The following is a 17,347-nucleotide window of genomic DNA, read 5'->3' on the forward strand; positions in this document are numbered from 1 at the left end:
CGGATTGCCTGCGGGGACTCGCCTAAAGTTGACTCCAACGCAGACACATCGGAAACGATGAAAACGCGGAAGACCTTGCAGCACCCGTGGCCACGAGGCCACGGCAACACGATGCCCCGACCGGGCTCTTTCTTGACATTACTTAAGGAGTACTACCATGGCAGGCAAAACTTCCGCAGCTGCAGCTGGCGCAAGCGCAGGGGATAGCGCAGCAACTGTCGCCGCAATGCAGGCCAGCACGGCCGCTTCGATCGCCGAGCAGGACGCGGCAACGATGGACGAAAACGCGCTGAACAACGACGCGGCCAAAGACCAGCTGGAAGAAGCCGGTCCGAAGAACGCGAAGAGCCTGACGCAAGGCTAAGCGTGATTCGGGTGCGTCCTCGCGCCGCGCGGGGCGCACCCTTTTTTTAGCTTGTCCGCATCGTCCTTCTTCGGCAAATGCGAGAAAACGTTTCATCCTCCGCCATCCACCATGGCGAAGTGCGTCACCCGACGCCGATGCCCGTGCAAATTGCCAACCCCACGCTGTACAAGGTGAAAGCCACAGGACCCCTTTGGCCGGTTAGCGCGTGCGAGTCAGCAGCGTTGGCCTAAGCGCGAATCCAAACATACGCACCATCGCAGAGATGCCGAAACATCTCATCGTCCGACAGCAAAATATTTTCGCGCCAATAGCGCCCATGCTCGACGTAGTGCTCGATCATGTCGACGAGCCATTGGCCATCGGCGTCTTCGTTGAGCATGCCCCGCACCACCAGCACGATGCCGCCGGTTTCGGCTTCGACGCCCAGCTGCGCCTGGTCCTGCGCATAGACAGACAGATTGGCTTCGAGCAGCAGCCGGAACACGCGCAGGGTGCGGCCTCCCGATACGACGCCAAACTGGAAGTTCACGTAGATGGCTGCCGGATCTTCTTCGAAGTAGTCGATTGCGATATCGAAGTCGTCGATGCAGACGATGCCTTGCTTGACCGCATACCCCGCGTCGCCGATGCCGCGCAGTTTGCAGAGCTCGCGTACCAGTTCATCGCGGCGTTCTAGGCTCATGGGAGAATCGCGGTGTCGATGAGAGGGCAGGGGACGCGAACGAAAAAGGGTGCGCCCCGCGCGGCGCGAGGACGCACCCGAATCACGCTTAGCCCTGCGTCAGGCTCTTCGCGTTCTTCGGACCGGCTTCTTCGAGCTGGTCTTTGGCCGCGTCGTTGTTCAGCGCGTTTTCGTCCATCGTTGCCGCGTCCTGCTCGGCGATCGAAGCGGCCGTGCTGGCCTGCATTGCGGCGACAGTTGCTGCGCTATCCCCTGCGCTTGCGCCGGCTGCAGCTGCGGAAGTTTTGCCTGCCATGGTAGTACTCCTTAGGTAACGTCAAGAAAGAGCCCGGTTGAGCATCGAGCTGCCGTGGCCTCATGGCCAGGGGTGCTGCAAGCCCGCACCCGCATCCGCGTACGGAGAAAGCGAGGTGCTGCGCGTCAGGAATCCGATTCCATCGCCGTGCGGCACAGCTGCGCGGCGGCGGCCAGGCCGTCGGCTACGGTCGTCGCGGACTGGCGCGCGAGCGGGTCGGAAAGCTTCACGGCCTGCGATACGATCCCGGCCGAAATGCGCTGGAGCTCGAGGGCCGCGTCGCCGAGCTTGCGGCGCTGCGCCGGCTGCTGTTCGGCAAGCGTCTTCACGTTGTCGAGAACGTCGATCAATTCAGGGGTCATCGCGTCGTACATGATCTGGCTCATTCGGTTGAAGGGGGCTGGGCGGTGTGCAGCGCGTCGACGAAATGCTTCGTCCCGTCGCTCGACACCATATATTGCAGGTCGTCTACGGCCAGCAGCGATTCGATGTCGGCGGGCGCCGCCATGCGATCGTCGGACGTGAACTGCAGCGCGATGCGCGTCACCATCGGCATAAGGTCGCCGCTGATTTCCTCGAGCGTCGCGCGCGCCGCGTTCGCATTCTTTGCGACGCCGGCAACGGCGAATTCGCGTTTGCCGAGATAGCGGACCGTCAGCGCCGCGTCGTGCAGCGACTCCTGCGTGCTCCGCACGATCTCGTCGACGCAGCCGATGCGCCAGTCGAGCCGGCCCGCCGCGATCCGTTCGAGGACGTTGCGCGCCATCGCTTCGCTTGTGCTATCGGGCACGATGCCGACGATCGTGAAGCGTCCGCCCTGGGGTTTCACTTCGACGTCCGCGAGGTTCAGGCGCGTCAATGCGCTTTGCAGCATCGTGGCCGTGAGCTGCGGGGCCTCGCCGCGAATCTCGGCGGCGGGGCGCGGCTGCAGCACGGCCGGCAGCGCGATGCCGACGCAGCCGATCGCCAAGAGTGCGACGCCAGCGAGCCCCACATTGCGCGCCGTATGGCGCTTGCGCGCGGCGACGGCAGCCACCATCGGCGTTTCGATCGCGGAGACTTCCGCGGTCTCCGTCACAGCGGCAACCGGCGCCGCAGCGGGCGCGAGCAGCGTTTCGAGCAGCGCGATGTCCGACGGCCATGCAGCTCCCGCCTCGCCCGCACAGAGCACGATGTTGCCGAAGCGCTGCGGCACGAAGTCGTCGAGCATCACCGCGTCGCCGTGTCCGGCGGCGTCGGCGATCGAAAGGCGTCCGTCTTCGTGGTGGCTCAGTTGCATGGCGGGCAAGTCCCAGTCGCTGATCTGAATGTCCGCTTCGTCATCGTGGCCGATGCGCGTCAGCGTTGGATTCAACTTTATGCGTGCTCCGGCATGGCGGCCGGTCAGCAAACGAATTTCCTTGGTCATGAGCGAACTCCTTGCTTCGTCGTGCGGCGCGCGCTTTTGCGCACCGCTTACAGGCGCGCCCGGCGGTGGCCGAGCATCGCGTTAATCTTGGCGAGCGCGAGCTTGCGTTCGTCGTCGGTGCGCTTCTTTTCGAGCATGAGGCGCATTACCGGCATCAGCGTGTTGATCGATTCCTGCTGGGCAGGCGCGCGCGAAACCGGTGCCTCCACTGTTTCGATCAGGCGTTGGCGCACCGCGGCGAGCGTGCCGTTTTCTTTCGCGACCGCGCTCGGCATCGCGAGAAAGTCGCGCATGATCGTCAGCACCGCGTAGGTTGAACTCGTGTTTACCCGCTCGGTCGCCTGCGCGCGGCGCGTCTCGAGCAGTGCCGCTTCAGCGTCGAGTCGCGCCGCTTTGATGTCCTCGGGGCTCTGCGCGCCGCGCGCGAGCCGCAGGCGTCGGCGTGCTTGCGAAACGCTTGGCGCCGTCTCGTGCTCGCCGTCGTCCTGCTGTCCGCCCGAGTTGCTGTGCTCGCCGTGATAGCGCTCGCCGACGCGCATCACCGTTTCCGTGTTGCGCTGCTGATGCTCGGCCAGCATCATCACGAGCTCTTCGCTGGCGCCGCTTTCATCCACACCGTCCTGCGGGTCTGCGCCGCGGCGCTTCTTGGCGCGCGGGTGGGTGGCCGGCTTGTGGGTCTGCGCGCGCGCCGGCCCGCGATGCTTGTGGACCTCCTGCGTCTGCGCCGCGCCGGACGCGTTATCGGAGGACGGGTCGTTGATCGGCGGGGCGATCGGCGAGTTGACGCGCATGTTCATGGGAACACCGTACGCAGCGCCGATTGCGCGAACTGCATCACCGCGGACGCGCCCCACGGGGCGGCGACGATGATCACCACGGTCACGATCAGGAACTTGAGACCGTGCGAAATGCTCGTGTCCTGCAGCGACGTGACGGCCTGAATGAACGAGATCAAGAGCCCCGCCGCGGCCGCGACACCCACCGCGGGCAGCGAGACGAGCAGGCACAGCGTGAGCGCGTTGGTTGTCAGGTGTGTGATTGCATCGGCGTCCATGGGTCACCTATAAGTCGAGACGAGGCCGTGAATGAGCGTGGACCAGCCGTCCATCGATACGAACAGCAGCAGCTTGAATGGAATCGCGACGTTGGTCGGCGTGACCTGCGAGAGGCCGAGCGCCATCAGCAGGTTCGCGATGATCAGGTCGATCGCGACGAACGCGAGATACAGCAGAAAGCCGATGCGGAACGCGGCGGTCAGCTCGGTCAGCGTGAACGCAGGCGCGAGCACGATCAGGTCGTCGGGCTTCAGTTCCGCGGCTTTGTCCGCCGGCCAGATCTGCTGCGCGGAGCGCATGAAGAAGGCCTTTTCGCGCTCGGCGGTGTGCTTGATCAGGAACTGGCGGAACGGCTCGCGCGCCGCGTCGAAGATCGGCATCACCTGGCTCGTCGGCGACTGCTCGCTGGACAGCTGTGCGCGATGCACGGCCTCCATGCCGACCGGCGCCATCACGAAGCACGTGACGATCATCGCGATGCCGTTGAGCACGGTGCTGGGCGGCACCTGCTGCACGCCGAGCGCGTTGCGCAGCAGGCCGAGCACGACGACGATCTTCGTGTAGGAGGTCACTACCATCGCGGCGAACGGCAGCAGGCCGAACGCGAGCAGGGCGACGAGCAGGGACGCGACGTCAAGATTGCCGTTCATCGCTCGCCGCCATGCGTTCGATTTGCATACCGAGGTTGTCGCCGACGGCGACCAGCTTGCCGAGCGCGATCGTCTGCCCGTACGAGACGAGGCGCACCGTGGCGTCCTGCAGCGGCAGCGGCAGGTCGACCACGTAGCCGGGTTGCAGCGCGCTCAGCTGCGCGACGCTCAGGTTGACCGTCAGCAGCTCGATATGCACGGGCAGGTCCATGGCGGCGACTTCGGCAACCGCTTCGCCGGTGAACTGGGCCGCGGCGGCTTCGTGCGGGTTGAAGTCGTCGAATTGGGCGTCGTTGACTGAACTCACGGGGGTCTCCAAGGTAACGAAATGCGTGTCGATGCGAACGCCGACGCAGACCTGGCGGCCGCGCGCCGCGCCGAAGCGCAGCGTCGCATGTTCGAGGGGCGCGCCTTCGGCGAACGAGGCCGACGGCTGCCAGCCGATCAGCACGTCGTGGCGCTTGAGCGACGCGAGCAGGGCGGGCGAGCAGCGCCGGCTTCTCAGACGCACGACGCCGGGCACGGCGAGGTCGTCGAGGGCGTGGGTGGCGCGCGCGCGGTTCGCGCCGAGCCATTCGCGCGCGTACTCGTCGGCGAGTGCGGCGGGCAGCTCGACGACGAGACCCGTGCGGTCGACGCCGTCGACGGCAAAGCGCAGCGGCACGCCGGGAATTGCGCCGACGTTCTCCGCGAGCGAGACCGCCTTGACCATTGGCGTGCCGCCGCGAGACGTGCGCAGGCGCGCTAGCAGCCCGGAGAGCCACATGTTCGCGAGAGCCGCGGCGCGGGCTTTCTCGGTATCGAGCGCGATGGTGTGGAGCGCCGGGAAATCGTCGGCATCGGCGACGACGGTCAGCGCACCGTGATCGCATTCGAGCGCGAACGCGAGCGAATGCGCGAATACCGCCGAGCCGATACCGCGCGTGCGCAGGCCGTATTCGACGCCGGGGTGCGCCGCGCGCGCATCGCACAGCGCGCGGGTGAGCCGAGCGAGCGCGATCGTGCAGCTCGGCAACCGGCCTTCGAGCGCTGATGGCGAGGCTTCGTTAAGCATGCGCGTGATCTCCTGGTGGCAATGGGGCAATGACTGGTTCAGGCGATGACGTCGATCCGGCGGCTCAGCACATCGGCGAGGCGCGCGCGCAGCGCGTCGGTGTTATCGACGATAAGGCGGGAGGCGCGCGGGTCCGTCGTTTCAAAGCGAATAACTAGGCGCGACGGCGAAAGCTGCAGATGCAGCAAGGTGTCGGGCAGCACGGCGGGGTTCAGCGGCAGCGTGACTTCGCAGCCGGCGTCGTCGGTGGCGCCGGACATCGAGCAGAAGCGGGCGATGCGCTCGCTCAGATGCTGCGTCAGGACTTCGCCGTGCGCGGCGCTCGCGCAGGCGCGCACGATGTGTTCGCCGAGCGATGGGTCGTCGGTTGGCGCGGTGGCGTCCTGCTTGCGCTTCGCGGCCGTGAGGCGCAGCTTGGGCGTCGTCGCGGCAGGCGTGGGCTTTTCCGCTTCGTCGCTTGCGATCTCGGGCAGGGCGGGCGCGACGTCTGCCGGATTCTGGTTAGCGTCCGCCTGGCCGCCGGCATCGGCAGATCCCGACGTTCCCGCATCGGCCTCGCTCTGTTGTGACGCTTGGTCCCCGTCGTCATCGGCGGCGTTCATGCCGCCACTGCCGAAGGCGCTCGCCTGCTCGGCCAGCGCCCGGAACAACTGCACCGCGGACGAATTCGCTGTACCGCGCGCGGACGGCCCCGCCGCGCTCCCAGGCGAGGGCACGATACGGATGTCGCGGGCGTTGCGTGCGCGATCGGTCATGACGCTCTCCCGTGGGCTAGAACGTGAGGCGTCCGACCGGCGAAAGATGCGCGTCGGAGCCGAGTTCCTGGAACGAATAGACGTGCAGCCACGGAAAGCGCTGCTCGATCATCCGGCGCGCGTAGCGGCGGATGTCCATGGCCGTGACCACGGCGAGGTGCTTGGCGGGGTCTTGCCCGCAGATGCCTTCGAGGTTGCCGAGCAGCGTATCGATCAGCGATGGTTCGAGCGCAAGGAAGTTGCCCGCCGGGGTCGGCTTGATCGCCTGGCGGATCGCTTGCTCGACTTCGGGATCGAGCACGATGGTGGGCAGGTCACCGGTGCCGCCCGTCGCGCGGTGCGCGATGAAGCGACCGAGGTCGCTGCGCACGTATTCGGTCACCATCAGCAGATCTTTTTCTTTCGGACCCCAGACGACGAGGCTTTCGAGAATCACGCGGATGTTGCGGATCGGCACGTGCTCTTCGAGCATGCGCCGCAGCACCTCGGCGATGCGCTGCACGGGCAGCGCCTTCTGCACTTCGGCGACGAGGCCCGGATAGTCGGCGCCCGCGCGTTCGAGCAGCCACTGCGTTTCCTGCATGCCGAGGAAGAGCTTGGCCTCGGCGCCGAGCCGCGCGACGGCATGCTGCGCGATCAGCGCTTCGCGGCTGATCCCGGCCGACGCGGCCTCGCCCGAGACCTTCGCCGAATCGATCCAGTAGCTCAGTTCGAGTCCCGCGACGTTCGCGTGCTTGTCGCAATGTTCGAGCAGAGCGGCGGGCGCGTCGAGCAAGACGGTGCGCCCCGGCGGCAGGTCGACCGGATCGGACGGCACGTCTTGCACGAGCAGCTGATAGGTGTGGTCGCGCAGGTCGTCGGCGATCCACAGCGCGGTGCGCGGGAACGGCAGGCCGAGATCGGCCGAGAGCGCGCACCGGCCGCGTTCGAACGCGGAGTCGAGCGCGGCGGCGTCGATCAGTGCGGCGAGCGCGGGCGAGAGGCGGATCGCGAGCGGCACGGCAAAGGCAGGCGGCTTGGTCGAGATCGTCGGCGCGCTCTCCTTCGAGCCTTCGCGCTTGAGCGCGGGCAGCTCGGGGCCGGCCGGCTCGCCGGCCTTGCGCTGCTTCTTGCGAAGCGCGAAGCCGCCTGCGAACAGCGCGCCCGCGAGCACGACGAACAGCGACGCCGGGAAGCCCGGCACGAGCGCGAAGCCGCACAGGAGTGCGGCGGCGCTGAAGAGCGCGCGCGCGTTGCCCGAGAGCTGCTCGATGATCTCGGTGCCGAGGGAGCGCGGTGCCGCTTCTTCGTCGGCGACGCGCGTGATCAGCACGCCGGCCGCGACGGAGATCAACAGCGACGGAATCTGCGACACCATCGCATCTCCGATCGAGAGCACCGAGAAGCGGTTCGCCGCCTCACCTGCCGACATGCCGTGATACGTCACGCCGATCACGATGCCCGCGATGATGTTGACCATCGTGATGACAAGGCCCGCGATCGCATCGCCCTTGACGAACTTCATCGCGCCGTCCATGCCGCCATGCAGCTGGGTTTCGAGGGCGAGCAGCGCGCGGCGCTTCTGCGCCTGCTCGGCGGTGAGGTTGCCGGCGCGCACGTCGGCGTCGATGCTCATCTGCTTGCCGGGCATGCCGTCGAGCGTGAAGCGCGCACCGACTTCCGCGACGCGCTCCGAGCCCTTGGCGATGACGATGAACTGCACCGTCGTGATGATGAGGAACACGACCAGGCCGACGACGAGATTGCCGCCCACCACGAGCTCGCCGAAGCTCTCGATGATGTGGCCGGCGTCGGCGTTGAGCAGAATCGATTTGGTCGAGGCGATGTTAAGCGAGAGGCGAAACAGCGTCGTGAACAGCAGCAGCGACGGAAACGCCGAAAGCGAAGTCGCCTTCGGGATGTACATCGTGACCATCAGCAGCAGGACGCTCGTCGTGATGTTGATGCCGAGCAGCGTGTCGATGAGAAAGGTCGGCAGCGGCAGGATCATCAATGCGATGACGGCGACGACGACGCCGCAGATTGCGATTTCGCCGCTGTACTGCGAGAGGTTGGTACGTTTGCTCATGGCCGCGGGCCTCGCGTGGAAAAGTCGGATGAGTCGGGCAGCGTGCTGTGGGCGGCCTCGTCGCGTGCGCTGCCGGTGCCCATGTCCTCGACCCAGGCGAGCACGGCGGCGACGGCCTTGAAGCAGGTTTCGGGAATCGCCTCGTCGAGCGCCACGCGGTAGAGCGTGCGGGCGAGCGGCGGGTTGCGCACGATCGGCACGCCGTGGCGTTCGGCCATGCGGCGGATCTCCATCGCATCGGCGTCGATGCCCTTGGCGACCACGCGCGGCAGATCGAATTCGTCGGGCATGTAGCGCACGGCGACCGCGTAGTGCGTCGGGTTGACGATCACGGCCTGGGCGTCGGCCACGCGCTTGTCGGGGTTGCTTTCGACGATCTCGCGCGCCACCTGCTTGCGCTTGCCCTTCAACTGCGGGTCGCCCTCGGACTCCTTGTGCTCGCGCTTCACCTCGTCCTTGCTCATGCGGTGGTCGCGAATGAAGAGCCAATGCTGGACGCCCCAATCGGCGGCGCCGATCACGAGGTAGAGCACGCCGCCTACGGCGAACAGGCGGCACAGCGCGGTCCACGAAATCTGGATCAGGTCGGAAAGCGGCTCGTAGGCGACGCCGACGATCAGCGGCACGAGCGCGAGCAGCGTCTTCCAGAGCGCGGCGAGGATGATGCTGGCCTTCACGAGCATCTTTGCGAGATCGATGAAGGAGCGCATCGAGAACATGCGCTTGAGGCCCGTGCCGGGGTTGATCGCGCTGAACTTCGGTTCGAGTGGCTTGAACGAGATCTGGAAGCCGACCTGCGCCGCGACCGCGACGGTGGCCGCGATCACGGCGGCGACGAGCGGCAGCGAGAGCAGCAGCGCCTGTATGCCGATTCCCGCGATGGCGCGGCGCGCATCGAAATCCTCGCGGTTGGCCGACTGCACGTCGAGGGCGAGGTGCAGCAGCGCGCGCAGATGGTCGCCCATCGCCGGACCGGCGAACGAGAAGCCGAGCGAGGCCGCGAGCAGGAGCAGCGCGAACGAAAGGTCGGTGCTCTTGACGGTTTCGCCGTCGTTGCGGGCGTCCTTCAGCTTCTTCTCTGTCGGCTCTTCGGTCTTTTCGTCGGACATGGCTTGCGCTCCGCGCGATGGGTTCGGAGCGGAGTCTCGCCGCGAATGCCGCAGCGCATGCGCGTGGGCGGCGAAACGGCGGGGCCTGTAGCGAATCCGTGCAATCGTTAGCTGCGAATTCGCTGAGGGGCGAGAGATTTCGCGGCGCGGCGGCTCGCCTCGGGCGCGGGTCGGATACGTTACGGCCATCGGCGCAGAGCACTGTCTGCTGCCTTCCATGAACGACTCCCAAGCGCGAGGCTTAACGATGAATCTCACGACATGCAGCAACCGTCTTGTGTCCGGCCTGGTCGAGATGCTGACCTGGGCAGCGAGAAAGGGGCACCTCGACGAAGCCGATCGTCTGCTGGCGGCGCTCCACCTGATGCGCCCGAAGTTCGTCGAATTGCAGGCGTACGACGCGTGGCTCCTGATCCGCCGCAACCGCATGGCCGACGCCGCCCAGCTGCTGCGCCAGCTCGAAGGGCGCGAGCTGCAGGGGCCGTTCGGCCCGTACGTGACGGCGCTGCTGGCCGTGTGCCTGTCGTCGCTGCGCGATCCGAGCTGGCGCATCTACGCGAACGAAGTGATCACACGCGATGAGGATGCCGAATCGGTCGGCCTCGTGAACCTGCTGCTCGGCAAGCGCGAGAAGTTCGACAAGGACGACGGCGCGCAAGGCGTGGCGGTGTCGGCGAAGGCACCTTCAGCCGACGCCACGGCCGAGCTGCTGCGCCAGGCGATGTCGTTCAGCTACCTGCGCGCTTAAGGAGCCCGCCATGACTTCCGCAATCGCACCTCTGCCTCCGCTGCCGCCCCTTCAGTCGGTAGGTGGCGCGGAAGCCGCCGGCCCGGCCGCTTCCACCCACTTCGCCAACGAGGCGCCGGGCGGTCTCGGCGACCGCTTCAAGCAAGCGCTCGCCGAGGCCCGCCTGGTGCCCGAAGACGGCTCCCACATGCAAGGTCCGTCCTCGATCTCGCAGGCCATCACGACGCAGGACCAGGCGTTCGGCGCGCTGACGGCGAAGATCGACGCCTTCGAGGCGTCGAGCGGGAGCATGTCGATGCAGCAGGTGACCGCGCAATCGCTGCAGATCCAGCATGAGATCACCGGGCAAATGGTGAAAATCTACACCGGCACGGCGGTGGCGCAGGGCGGCAAGAGTACGGTCCAGACCTTGATGAAGAACCAATAGAAGGGAGCCGCGATGCGCCGCTTATCGAACTTCTCTGCGTACCTTTCCTCGAGCCCGTCTTCGAACATTTGTCGCGCGCTGGCCGTGGCCGTCGCGTGCACCGTCTTGCTCGCGGGATGCAGCAAACAGTTGTTCGCGCAGTTGCCCGAGGCCGATGCGAACGAGCTGATGCGCGTGCTGCTGGAGGCCGGCATCGACGCGAGCAAGTCGACGCCCGACAGCGGCAAGAGCTGGGAGGTCACCGTCGACGAGGACGACTTCGCGCGCTCGATGGAAGTGCTGCGCGCGCACGGGCTGCCGCATCAGCGCTACACGTCGCTCGGCGAGATGTTCAAGAAGGACGGCCTGATCTCGACGCCGACCGAAGAGCGCGTGCGCTTCATCTACGGCGTGTCGCAGCAGCTATCGGCGACGCTCACGCGCATCGACGGTGTCGCCTACGCCGACGTGCAGATCGTGCTGCCCAACAACGATCCCCTTTCGAGCGTGATCAAGCCGTCGGCGGCGGCGGTGTTCATCAAGTATCGCGAGGGCGTCGATATTCAGGCGCTCGTGCCGAGCATCAAGAACCTCGTCGTGCATAGCGTCGAGGGCCTCGCCTACGACAACGTCAGCGTGACGCTCGTGCAGGCGGCCGAACCCGCGGCGGCGCCTGCTTCCGAAGAGCGTGCGCATGGCGGCCACGGTCTCGGGATCGGTCTGGCAGTGGCGGCCGTGCTCGGCGTGCTCGCGGCCCTGGCCGCGGCGGCGTTCGCCTTCGCGCCGGAGCGCGTGAAGCGCCTGCTGCCGGCACGCCTCGCGGCCAAGCGCGAGAAGACGGCGGGCGAGAAGGCGGTGGGCGAGGCGCAGCCGTCATGAGCTCCGCTCATCCGCTGATTCGCATGCTCTCGGCGTTCGAGGCGCGCGTGCGCGAGCTAACCGAAGTGCTCGGCGATGCGTCGTACGAGCCGAGCCCGGAGCGCGCCTTGGCCGCCCCGTGGATCGAGGCGCATGCGCACGCGCTCAGGGCCGAAGCGGCACGCCGGATTTGGTTCGCCGTGCCGGTGCCGCTCGCCGCGTTCCTCGAGCCGGGCAACCGCATGGCGATCCTCGCGCCCGACGCGCTGCGCCGGCTGCTCGCGGCGCGCGCGCTGTTCGCGTGCCGCGATGCCGTGCGCCGCTGCGTCGACCGGCGCGTGCGCGGCGCGCTCGCCGAGAGCGTCGGGCCGGACGCTCTCGGCGCTCTCGCCGCCGTGCCAGCCACGCGCGGCGCTGCCGATCATGTGCTGCCCGAGGACGTCTCGCCCGACGCGCTGGCCCGCGACGGCTGGCGCGCGCTGGCGTCGATCGGCGCGTGTGGCCATCCGAGCCTGCGCAACCTGATCGAGCTGAGCCTGGCCGTGGCGAGCGACGCCGCGCAGCAAGCAACCGGCTTCGCCCGGTTGAGCACTCACGGTGGGGATGTGTGCGCGCCTGGGCAGGCCGCCTCAGAAAGCAAAACAGAAATGACCCGCTTTTTTTCCGCCGCAGGCGGCATCTTTCCGGAGCTGCAATGGCTATTTGGCTGAAACACAATCCGAAAGTCGTGGCCGTGGAGGGGGACGTCGTGCGCGCCGGGGACAGCGCGCGCCTGGTCGAGATGAGCGATGCCCTCGACGCGCTGCACGAGCTCGTCGCCGCGACGATGTCGGACGCCACCGAGCGGGCACGTGCGCTATTGGAAAAAGCGCGCCAGGAGGCCGACGGCTTCGTCGACGCCGCGCGCCGCCGCTTCAACAACAGCGCGCGGCTCGGCTATGCGTCCGGTAGCCGGCGCGCGATGGCCGAGGTCCACGCGCGCTATCTCGCGAAAAGGCGCGACGAGCAGGAAGAGCTGCAGCGCTCGGCGCAGCGTTTGTCGCGCATCGTGCTGAAGGCGGTGGAGCAGGTCGTCGCCGAGAGTGATCGCGACGCGCTGATGCGCCGTGTCGTGCTCACGGTCGGGCGCGCCATCGACGACACGACGCACCTCACCGTCACCGTGCCCGGCGCCGATGCCGAGCGCGCGCGGCGTCTGTTCGGCGAGATAGGCCGCGAGGCGTCGCCGCCGCTGAACGTCGACGTCGTGATCGACGACGAGGCGCCCGAGGGCACCTGCACGTGCGATTGGGACTACGGGGTGATCGAGGCCGACCTCAACGCGCAGCTCGCGGGACTCTCGCGGGCGATCGCCAAGGGCGCGGCGTGGAGTGCGTTGACGGACTGGCCGGAGGGTGACGGCGGCGGCCATCCGGAGTCGGGCTTTGACGACGAAGACGATACCTTCGACACAAGCGACGACCACCCGGGCCACGACGAGGCCGCCGGAGACGACTGACATGAGCACGATCCTCCATCTCGCCGACCGCCTGGAGGCCGCGCTCGGCGGCAGCGCCGCGCTCGAGCGCTACGGCAGGGTGCTCGAAGCGGTGGGCACGCTCGTCAAGGTCGGCGGCCTCGACGTCCAGATGGGCGAGCTCTGCGAGCTGCGCACGCCGGAGGGCGAGCTGATGCAGCGCGCAGAAGTGGTGGGCATCGCGCGCCAGCATGCGTTGCTCGCGCCGTTCGGCAGCATGTCGGGCCTTTCGCGCAGTACGCGCGTGACGGGCAGCGGCCAGCCGCTTTCGGTGCCGGTGGGGCCGGGGGTCCTGGGGCGCATCCTCGACGGGCTCGGCGAGCCGATCGACGGCGCCGGCCCGATCGACGCCGAAGCCCGCGTGCCCATCAACGGGAATGCGCCGGACCCGCTCGAGCGCCGCATGATCGAGACGCAGCTCGCCACCGGCGTGCGCGTGATCGACGGCCTGATGGCGCTCGGCGAAGGCCAGCGCATGGGCATCTTCGCGCCGGCCGGCGTCGGCAAGAGCACGCTGCTCGGCATGCTCGCGCGCGGCACCGCGTGCGACGTCAACGTGATCGTGCTGATCGGCGAGCGCGGCCGCGAAGTGCGCGAGTTCATCGAGCTGATTCTCGGCGAGGAGGGGATGGCGCGCAGCGTGGTGGTTTGCGCGACGTCGGACCGCTCGTCGATCGAGCGCGCCAAGGCCGCCTACGTCGGCACGGCGATCGCCGAGTACTTCCGCGACCGCGGCCTGCGCGTGCTCCTGATGATGGATTCGCTCACACGCTTTGCGCGCGCGCAGCGCGAGATCGGCCTCTCGGCCGGCGAGCCGCCGACGCGGCGCGGCTTTCCGCCATCGGTGTTCGCCGAGCTGCCGCGCCTCTTGGAGCGCGCGGGCATGGGGCGCGACGGCTCGATCACGGCGCTCTACACGGTGCTCGCCGAAGACGAGGAGGGCGGCGACCCCGTCTCCGAGGAAGTGCGCGGCATTCTCGACGGGCACATGATCCTGTCGCGCAAGATTGCGGCGCGCAACCGCTATCCGGCCATCGACGTGCTCGCGAGCCTCTCGCGCGTGATGCCGCAGATCGCCTCGCGCGAGCACTGCTCGGGGGCGGGTCGCGTGCGCCGCCTGATGGCGAAGTACGACGAGATCGAGATGCTGCTGCAGATCGGCGAGTACAAGCCCGGCAGCGACCCGTTGGCCGACGAGGCGATCGACCTGCACGACGAGATCGAGGAATTCGTGCGGCAGCGGACCGACGATCTGGCCGATATCGACGAGACGCGCGACACGCTGCGCAGTTTTGCCGAGTAAGCCATGAGCCGCGCGCTGACGCAGGTGTGGAAGGTGGTCGTCGCGGCGAAGGCGCGCGCGAAGGAGCGGCTCGAAGCCGACCTGGCCGAGGCGCGGCGTCATCACGAGGCCCTGCTCGGCGCGCTCGAAGAAGCGAAGGCGCTGGAGGGCCAGGCTCAGGCGAAGCAGCTCGCGCATGAGGAAAAGATTGCGCGCATGCTGGCCGACCCGCGCGGGTTGGCGCCGACGGCCTACCTCGACTACGACCTTTATCGCGCGCCGCTCGCGCAGGCGATCGACGAGGCACGCGCGGGCGTGCGGCGCGCGAGCGACGCGACCGATGAGCAAGCGCGCGAGGTGGCGCGGCTCGGTGTGAGCGTGCGCCGCGCGGACGCGGCGCTCGACGCCGCGCGCGAGCAGTTGAAGAAGACGATCGCGGCGGCACAGCGCCGCGCGGACGAACGCAACGACGACGAGGCGGGCGAAACGGCGGCCGCCCGGATGAGACGCGGAGGAAACCATGCATGAAGGACTGGCGGTCGGCCAGGCGCTCGCCGACGCATTCGCCGAGTATCAAGGCTTCTTTTTCACGCTCGCGCTTTCGGCCGTGCGCATTGCGGTGGTCTTCCAGATGCTGCCTGCCACCAGCGGCGAAATGCTTCCCGGGCTCGCGCGCAATGGCGTGATCTACGTGTTCGCCATCTTCATCGCGGCGGCTCAGCCCGATCATCGTGTCGACGCCCTGGGTTCGGCCGAGCTGCTCGTGCTCTCGCTCAAGGAGATGTTCCTCGGCGCGGTGCTCGGCTTTGCCGCCTCGTCGGTGTTCTGGATCGCGCAATGCGTGGGCACGCTCATCGACGACGTCGCCGGCTACAACAACGTGCAGATGACCAACCCGCTACGCGGCGATCAGAGCACGCCGGTCTCCAACACGCTGCTGCAGCTCGCCGTGACGCTCTTCTACGTGAGTGGCGGCATGACCTTCCTGCTCGGTGCGCTGTTCGAATCGTTCAAGTGGTGGCCGCTGACGACGCTGACGCCGTCGATGAGCGGCATCGCCGAATCGTTCATCGTCGCGCGCACCGATTCGATGATGACGGCCACCGTGAAGCTCGGCATGCCGATCATGCTCGCGCTCGTGCTCATCGATCTGTCGATCGGCATTCTCACGCGCGCCGCGGACAAGCTCGAGCCTGCCTCGCTCAGTCAGCCGATTCGCGGGGCAGTGGGTTTGCTGATGTTGATTTTTCTGGTGGCCGTGTTCGCGCAGCAGGTGGCCGGGTCGCTCAGGCTCGATACCTTCCTGCACGAGGCGGCGTCGCTCTCGGCCCCGTCCGCCGGGGCTCCGGGGCGTTGACAGCAAGCGCGTTGAGGGTTGTTGAAGAATGTCGGGCGTGTTGAAAGTCGTTGAGATTTGCCGCGTTGAAAATTGTTGTGGCGGTTGTGAAGGTTGTTGTGGATGTAGGGTGGATCGTTGAAATTGCGCTTTCTGGCGCTGGCTAAGATGGTTTCCAGCAGCGGCGGTTCGCGAACGAAGTGCGATGCGATGGCGCCGATGTCCGGTCCCTACCCGTCGGCCGAACCAGACAGGGTGACTTCGCAAGAGTGCCAAGCTATGTATCCAACGGTCTATATGGCGTTGCTGTCTGCTCTCAAATTCCGCCACCTCCTGCCGCGCTATAGCGCAGCCATCCTCGACGGCGATTTCTCGCGGGCTTATTGCACGGTGGACGATGCGGCCGAGACCGCTGCACGCACCGGCGCCAAACCGCGCGAGCGCGGCAACGACGAACTCACCGCCCTCGCCGACGTCTCGCTGCTGCTCGACGAGGCGGAGAAAGCGGAGGAGTACTACCATCGCGCGCAGAAGCGGATCTGGAAAAGCGATCAGCAATTGCGCGTGCAATCGTGCCGTAACACGGGCTGGAGCGCGCTGATGCTCGGCCGCCTGAGCGTCGCGCAGCGTAGCTTCGGGCGCATCGCATCGGAGGTCGAGGCGCAGGCCGAAGAACGGATCGGAGCCTACATCGGCATGGCGCTCGCGCATCATCAGCTGGCCCAGCAGCAGGCGGCCGATGATGCGCTCATGGAGGCCGCCGAGCTGGCCGATACCTGCGACGAGCCGCGCTATCGCCTCATGATCGATCTGCTCGGGCAGGAGTTCGACGTGCGCCTGAAAGTGCGCGCGGCGCGCGCGCTGAACGATCACGCGTTCTGGCAATCGGCGCTCGCCGCGACGTCGCTCGCCGCGAATGCGCGCAGGCGTCTCGAGCCGGCTTCGGCGATCGCGCCGCGTCCCGCGATCCAGGCCCGCCGTAGCGAAGAGCTCGTGCCGTTGGAGCGTCTTGCCGGTGGCGAGCGCCATGCGTCGGCGCAACTGCTCGCCGCGCGTGCGCGCCACGGCGCCGCGAGTCCGCGCCACGTTTTCCACGCGAACCTCGACCTGATGCTGGCCGCGCTGGCCGGCGGCTTCGACGACATCGCTGCGGACGTGATAGACCGCATGCCGCCCGGCCACCTCGAGGAGCAGCGCCGCAATGTCGACTACCTGTACTGCCTCGCGAAGGTTGCCGCGCTGCGCGGCAATGCGGAGCAGGCGCTCAAGTTCTACGCGAGATACACGGCCGAAGCGTTGCGCTGCCTGCGCACCGAAACGCCGTCGCTGCGCGCGGCGCACACCACGACACGCCAGCGCGCTAACGCCGCCGGCGCGGGGAGCGACGACGTCAACGCGCGCCTGCCCGCGAAGTACCGGCGCGCCTATCGCTTCATCGTCGAGAACATCGATCGCGAGGATCTGACGACGCGCGCCGTTGCTGCCGAGCTCAACGTCACGATGCGCACGATCCAGCTCGTCTTCAAGCGCGCGCTCGGCGTGACGCCTTGCGCGCTCATCCGCTCAATGCGGCTCGAAGGCATCCGCGACGAACTGCTCGCGGAACACGGCCCGGCGCCCTCGGTGTTCGACACGGCGGCCCGCTGGGGCGTGAAAAGCCGCTCCACGCTCTCCAAGGGCTATCGCAAGTACTTCGACGAATCGCCGTCGGAAACCATCGTCGCGCATGCGCGCTAAACACCCTTCGCACCCTTAGAT

21 protein-coding genes are annotated in these 17,347 nt (G+C 67.4%); 10 read left to right on the top strand and 11 right to left on the bottom strand.

The genetic code is table 11. The features are described from left to right. Window positions 1–157 precede the first annotated feature (157 nt). Window positions 158–364: a hypothetical protein gene (locus DVS29_RS37000; RefSeq protein ID WP_124800699.1), complete on the top strand. Its 207-nt coding sequence runs from the start codon at window positions 158–160 to the stop codon at window positions 362–364. A 229-nt stretch (window positions 365–593) separates the two neighbouring features. Here DVS29_RS37000 and DVS29_RS23455 read toward each other — a convergent pair whose 3' ends face one another. The 11 genes from DVS29_RS23455 to sctU all read right to left on the bottom strand — a co-directional run bounded on the left by DVS29_RS23455 (window position 594) and on the right by sctU (window position 9,713). Then, window positions 594–1,049, bottom strand: a complete 456-nt coding sequence (locus tag DVS29_RS23455) for a CesT family type III secretion system chaperone (protein WP_118182908.1) — start codon at window positions 1,047–1,049, stop codon at window positions 594–596. Between the two features lie 88 nt (window positions 1,050–1,137). After that, a complete protein-coding gene (locus tag DVS29_RS37005; protein ID WP_124800699.1) occupies window positions 1,138–1,344 on the bottom strand; it encodes a hypothetical protein in 207 nt (68 codons plus the stop codon). 125 nt (window positions 1,345–1,469) lie between these two features. Continuing rightward, complete coding sequence (locus DVS29_RS23460; protein ID WP_118182909.1) at window positions 1,470–1,718, bottom strand: hypothetical protein; 249 nt, start codon at window positions 1,716–1,718, stop codon at window positions 1,470–1,472. Between the two features lie 8 nt (window positions 1,719–1,726). Then, window positions 1,727–2,752: an HrpD5 family protein gene (gene hrpD5, locus DVS29_RS23465; RefSeq protein WP_118182910.1), complete on the bottom strand. Its 1,026-nt coding sequence runs from the start codon at window positions 2,750–2,752 to the stop codon at window positions 1,727–1,729. A 47-nt stretch (window positions 2,753–2,799) separates the two neighbouring features. Next, a complete protein-coding gene (locus DVS29_RS23470) occupies window positions 2,800–3,549 on the bottom strand; it encodes a hypothetical protein (protein ID WP_124800700.1) in 750 nt (249 codons plus the stop codon). Continuing rightward, window positions 3,546–3,806: a type III secretion system export apparatus subunit SctS gene (gene sctS, locus DVS29_RS23475; RefSeq protein ID WP_118182912.1), complete on the bottom strand. Its 261-nt coding sequence runs from the start codon at window positions 3,804–3,806 to the stop codon at window positions 3,546–3,548. The genes DVS29_RS23470 and sctS overlap by 4 nt, the downstream gene beginning before the upstream one ends. 3 nt (window positions 3,807–3,809) lie before the next feature. After that, window positions 3,810–4,457: a type III secretion system export apparatus subunit SctR gene (gene sctR / locus DVS29_RS23480; protein WP_118182913.1), complete on the bottom strand. Its 648-nt coding sequence runs from the start codon at window positions 4,455–4,457 to the stop codon at window positions 3,810–3,812. Next, the gene (sctQ, locus tag DVS29_RS23485) at window positions 4,441–5,511 is read right to left on the bottom strand and encodes a type III secretion system cytoplasmic ring protein SctQ (RefSeq protein WP_118182914.1); all 1,071 of its coding nucleotides are present in this window, start codon (window positions 5,509–5,511) and stop codon (window positions 4,441–4,443) included. The genes sctR and sctQ overlap by 17 nt, the downstream gene beginning before the upstream one ends. Before the next feature lie 38 nt (window positions 5,512–5,549). Beyond that, on the bottom strand, window positions 5,550–6,266 hold the full coding sequence (gene sctP, locus DVS29_RS23490; protein WP_118182915.1) for a type III secretion system protein SctP: 717 nt from the start codon (window positions 6,264–6,266) through the stop codon (window positions 5,550–5,552). A 16-nt stretch (window positions 6,267–6,282) separates the two neighbouring features. Beyond that, complete coding sequence (gene sctV / locus DVS29_RS23495) at window positions 6,283–8,334, bottom strand: type III secretion system export apparatus subunit SctV (RefSeq protein ID WP_118182916.1); 2,052 nt, start codon at window positions 8,332–8,334, stop codon at window positions 6,283–6,285. Further along, the gene (gene sctU, locus DVS29_RS23500) at window positions 8,331–9,713 is read right to left on the bottom strand and encodes a type III secretion system export apparatus subunit SctU (protein WP_240655759.1); all 1,383 of its coding nucleotides are present in this window, start codon (window positions 9,711–9,713) and stop codon (window positions 8,331–8,333) included. The genes sctV and sctU overlap by 4 nt, the downstream gene beginning before the upstream one ends. Between sctU and DVS29_RS23505 the strand changes: the two genes are divergently transcribed. The 9 genes from DVS29_RS23505 (at window position 9,691) to DVS29_RS23545 (ending at window position 17,326) form a co-directional block, all read left to right on the top strand. Continuing rightward, entirely contained in the window at window positions 9,691–10,191 is a 501-nt protein-coding gene (locus DVS29_RS23505) for an HrpB1 family type III secretion system apparatus protein (RefSeq protein WP_164707971.1), read from the top strand. The two genes, sctU and DVS29_RS23505, sit on opposite strands and share 23 nt — an antisense overlap. 10 nt (window positions 10,192–10,201) lie before the next feature. Next, the gene (locus DVS29_RS23510) at window positions 10,202–10,618 is read left to right on the top strand and encodes a hypothetical protein (RefSeq protein ID WP_118182919.1); all 417 of its coding nucleotides are present in this window, start codon (window positions 10,202–10,204) and stop codon (window positions 10,616–10,618) included. A gap of 129 nt (window positions 10,619–10,747) precedes the next feature. Further along, the gene (sctJ, locus tag DVS29_RS23515) at window positions 10,748–11,476 is read left to right on the top strand and encodes a type III secretion system inner membrane ring lipoprotein SctJ (protein WP_240655760.1); all 729 of its coding nucleotides are present in this window, start codon (window positions 10,748–10,750) and stop codon (window positions 11,474–11,476) included. Next, the gene (locus DVS29_RS23520; RefSeq protein ID WP_118182921.1) at window positions 11,473–12,165 is read left to right on the top strand and encodes a type III secretion protein HrpB4; all 693 of its coding nucleotides are present in this window, start codon (window positions 11,473–11,475) and stop codon (window positions 12,163–12,165) included. Before sctJ ends, DVS29_RS23520 begins: the two co-directional genes overlap by 4 nt. Next, window positions 12,150–12,953, top strand: a complete 804-nt coding sequence (gene sctL, locus DVS29_RS23525) for a type III secretion system stator protein SctL (RefSeq protein WP_118182922.1) — start codon at window positions 12,150–12,152, stop codon at window positions 12,951–12,953. Before DVS29_RS23520 ends, sctL begins: the two co-directional genes overlap by 16 nt. Window position 12,954: 1 nt before the next feature. Then, window positions 12,955–14,274: a type III secretion system ATPase SctN gene (gene sctN, locus DVS29_RS23530; protein WP_118182923.1), complete on the top strand. Its 1,320-nt coding sequence runs from the start codon at window positions 12,955–12,957 to the stop codon at window positions 14,272–14,274. A gap of 3 nt (window positions 14,275–14,277) precedes the next feature. Next, window positions 14,278–14,781, top strand: coding sequence for a hypothetical protein (locus tag DVS29_RS23535; protein ID WP_118182924.1), 504 nt, complete (start codon window positions 14,278–14,280; stop codon window positions 14,779–14,781). Next, entirely contained in the window at window positions 14,774–15,610 is an 837-nt protein-coding gene (sctT, locus tag DVS29_RS23540) for a type III secretion system export apparatus subunit SctT (RefSeq protein ID WP_118182925.1), read from the top strand. The genes DVS29_RS23535 and sctT overlap by 8 nt, the downstream gene beginning before the upstream one ends. Window positions 15,611–15,868: 258 nt before the next feature. Then, complete coding sequence (locus DVS29_RS23545) at window positions 15,869–17,326, top strand: helix-turn-helix transcriptional regulator (protein ID WP_164707972.1); 1,458 nt, start codon at window positions 15,869–15,871, stop codon at window positions 17,324–17,326. Window positions 17,327–17,347: the final 21 nt, after the last annotated feature.

Origin of the sequence: Paraburkholderia phosphatilytica (genome assembly GCF_003443895.1) — a bacterium.
Lineage (GTDB): Bacteria > Pseudomonadota > Gammaproteobacteria > Burkholderiales > Burkholderiaceae > Paraburkholderia > Paraburkholderia phosphatilytica.

What these genes read in the sequence shown, in the direction of transcription:
- DVS29_RS37000 (WP_124800699.1), top strand. Translation starts at nt 158, where the DNA reads ATGGCAGGCAAAACTTCCGCAGCTGCAGCTGGCGCAAGCGCAGGGGAT.
- DVS29_RS23455 (WP_118182908.1), bottom strand. Translation starts at nt 1,049, where the DNA reads ATGAGCCTAGAACGCCGCGATGAACTGGTACGCGAGCTCTGCAAACTG.
- DVS29_RS37005 (WP_124800699.1), bottom strand. Translation starts at nt 1,344, where the DNA reads ATGGCAGGCAAAACTTCCGCAGCTGCAGCCGGCGCAAGCGCAGGGGAT.
- DVS29_RS23460 (WP_118182909.1), bottom strand. Translation starts at nt 1,718, where the DNA reads ATGTACGACGCGATGACCCCTGAATTGATCGACGTTCTCGACAACGTG.
- hrpD5 (WP_118182910.1), bottom strand. Translation starts at nt 2,752, where the DNA reads ATGACCAAGGAAATTCGTTTGCTGACCGGCCGCCATGCCGGAGCACGC.
- DVS29_RS23470 (WP_124800700.1), bottom strand. Translation starts at nt 3,549, where the DNA reads ATGAACATGCGCGTCAACTCGCCGATCGCCCCGCCGATCAACGACCCG.
- sctS (WP_118182912.1), bottom strand. Translation starts at nt 3,806, where the DNA reads ATGGACGCCGATGCAATCACACACCTGACAACCAACGCGCTCACGCTG.
- sctR (WP_118182913.1), bottom strand. Translation starts at nt 4,457, where the DNA reads ATGAACGGCAATCTTGACGTCGCGTCCCTGCTCGTCGCCCTGCTCGCG.
- sctQ (WP_118182914.1), bottom strand. Translation starts at nt 5,511, where the DNA reads ATGCTTAACGAAGCCTCGCCATCAGCGCTCGAAGGCCGGTTGCCGAGC.
- sctP (WP_118182915.1), bottom strand. Translation starts at nt 6,266, where the DNA reads ATGACCGATCGCGCACGCAACGCCCGCGACATCCGTATCGTGCCCTCG.
- sctV (WP_118182916.1), bottom strand. Translation starts at nt 8,334, where the DNA reads ATGAGCAAACGTACCAACCTCTCGCAGTACAGCGGCGAAATCGCAATC.
- DVS29_RS23505 (WP_164707971.1), top strand. Translation starts at nt 9,691, where the DNA reads ATGAATCTCACGACATGCAGCAACCGTCTTGTGTCCGGCCTGGTCGAG.
- DVS29_RS23510 (WP_118182919.1), top strand. Translation starts at nt 10,202, where the DNA reads ATGACTTCCGCAATCGCACCTCTGCCTCCGCTGCCGCCCCTTCAGTCG.
- DVS29_RS23520 (WP_118182921.1), top strand. Translation starts at nt 11,473, where the DNA reads ATGAGCTCCGCTCATCCGCTGATTCGCATGCTCTCGGCGTTCGAGGCG.
- sctL (WP_118182922.1), top strand. Translation starts at nt 12,150, where the DNA reads ATGGCTATTTGGCTGAAACACAATCCGAAAGTCGTGGCCGTGGAGGGG.
- sctN (WP_118182923.1), top strand. Translation starts at nt 12,955, where the DNA reads ATGAGCACGATCCTCCATCTCGCCGACCGCCTGGAGGCCGCGCTCGGC.
- DVS29_RS23535 (WP_118182924.1), top strand. Translation starts at nt 14,278, where the DNA reads ATGAGCCGCGCGCTGACGCAGGTGTGGAAGGTGGTCGTCGCGGCGAAG.
- sctT (WP_118182925.1), top strand. Translation starts at nt 14,774, where the DNA reads ATGCATGAAGGACTGGCGGTCGGCCAGGCGCTCGCCGACGCATTCGCC.
- DVS29_RS23545 (WP_164707972.1), top strand. Translation starts at nt 15,869, where the DNA reads ATGTATCCAACGGTCTATATGGCGTTGCTGTCTGCTCTCAAATTCCGC.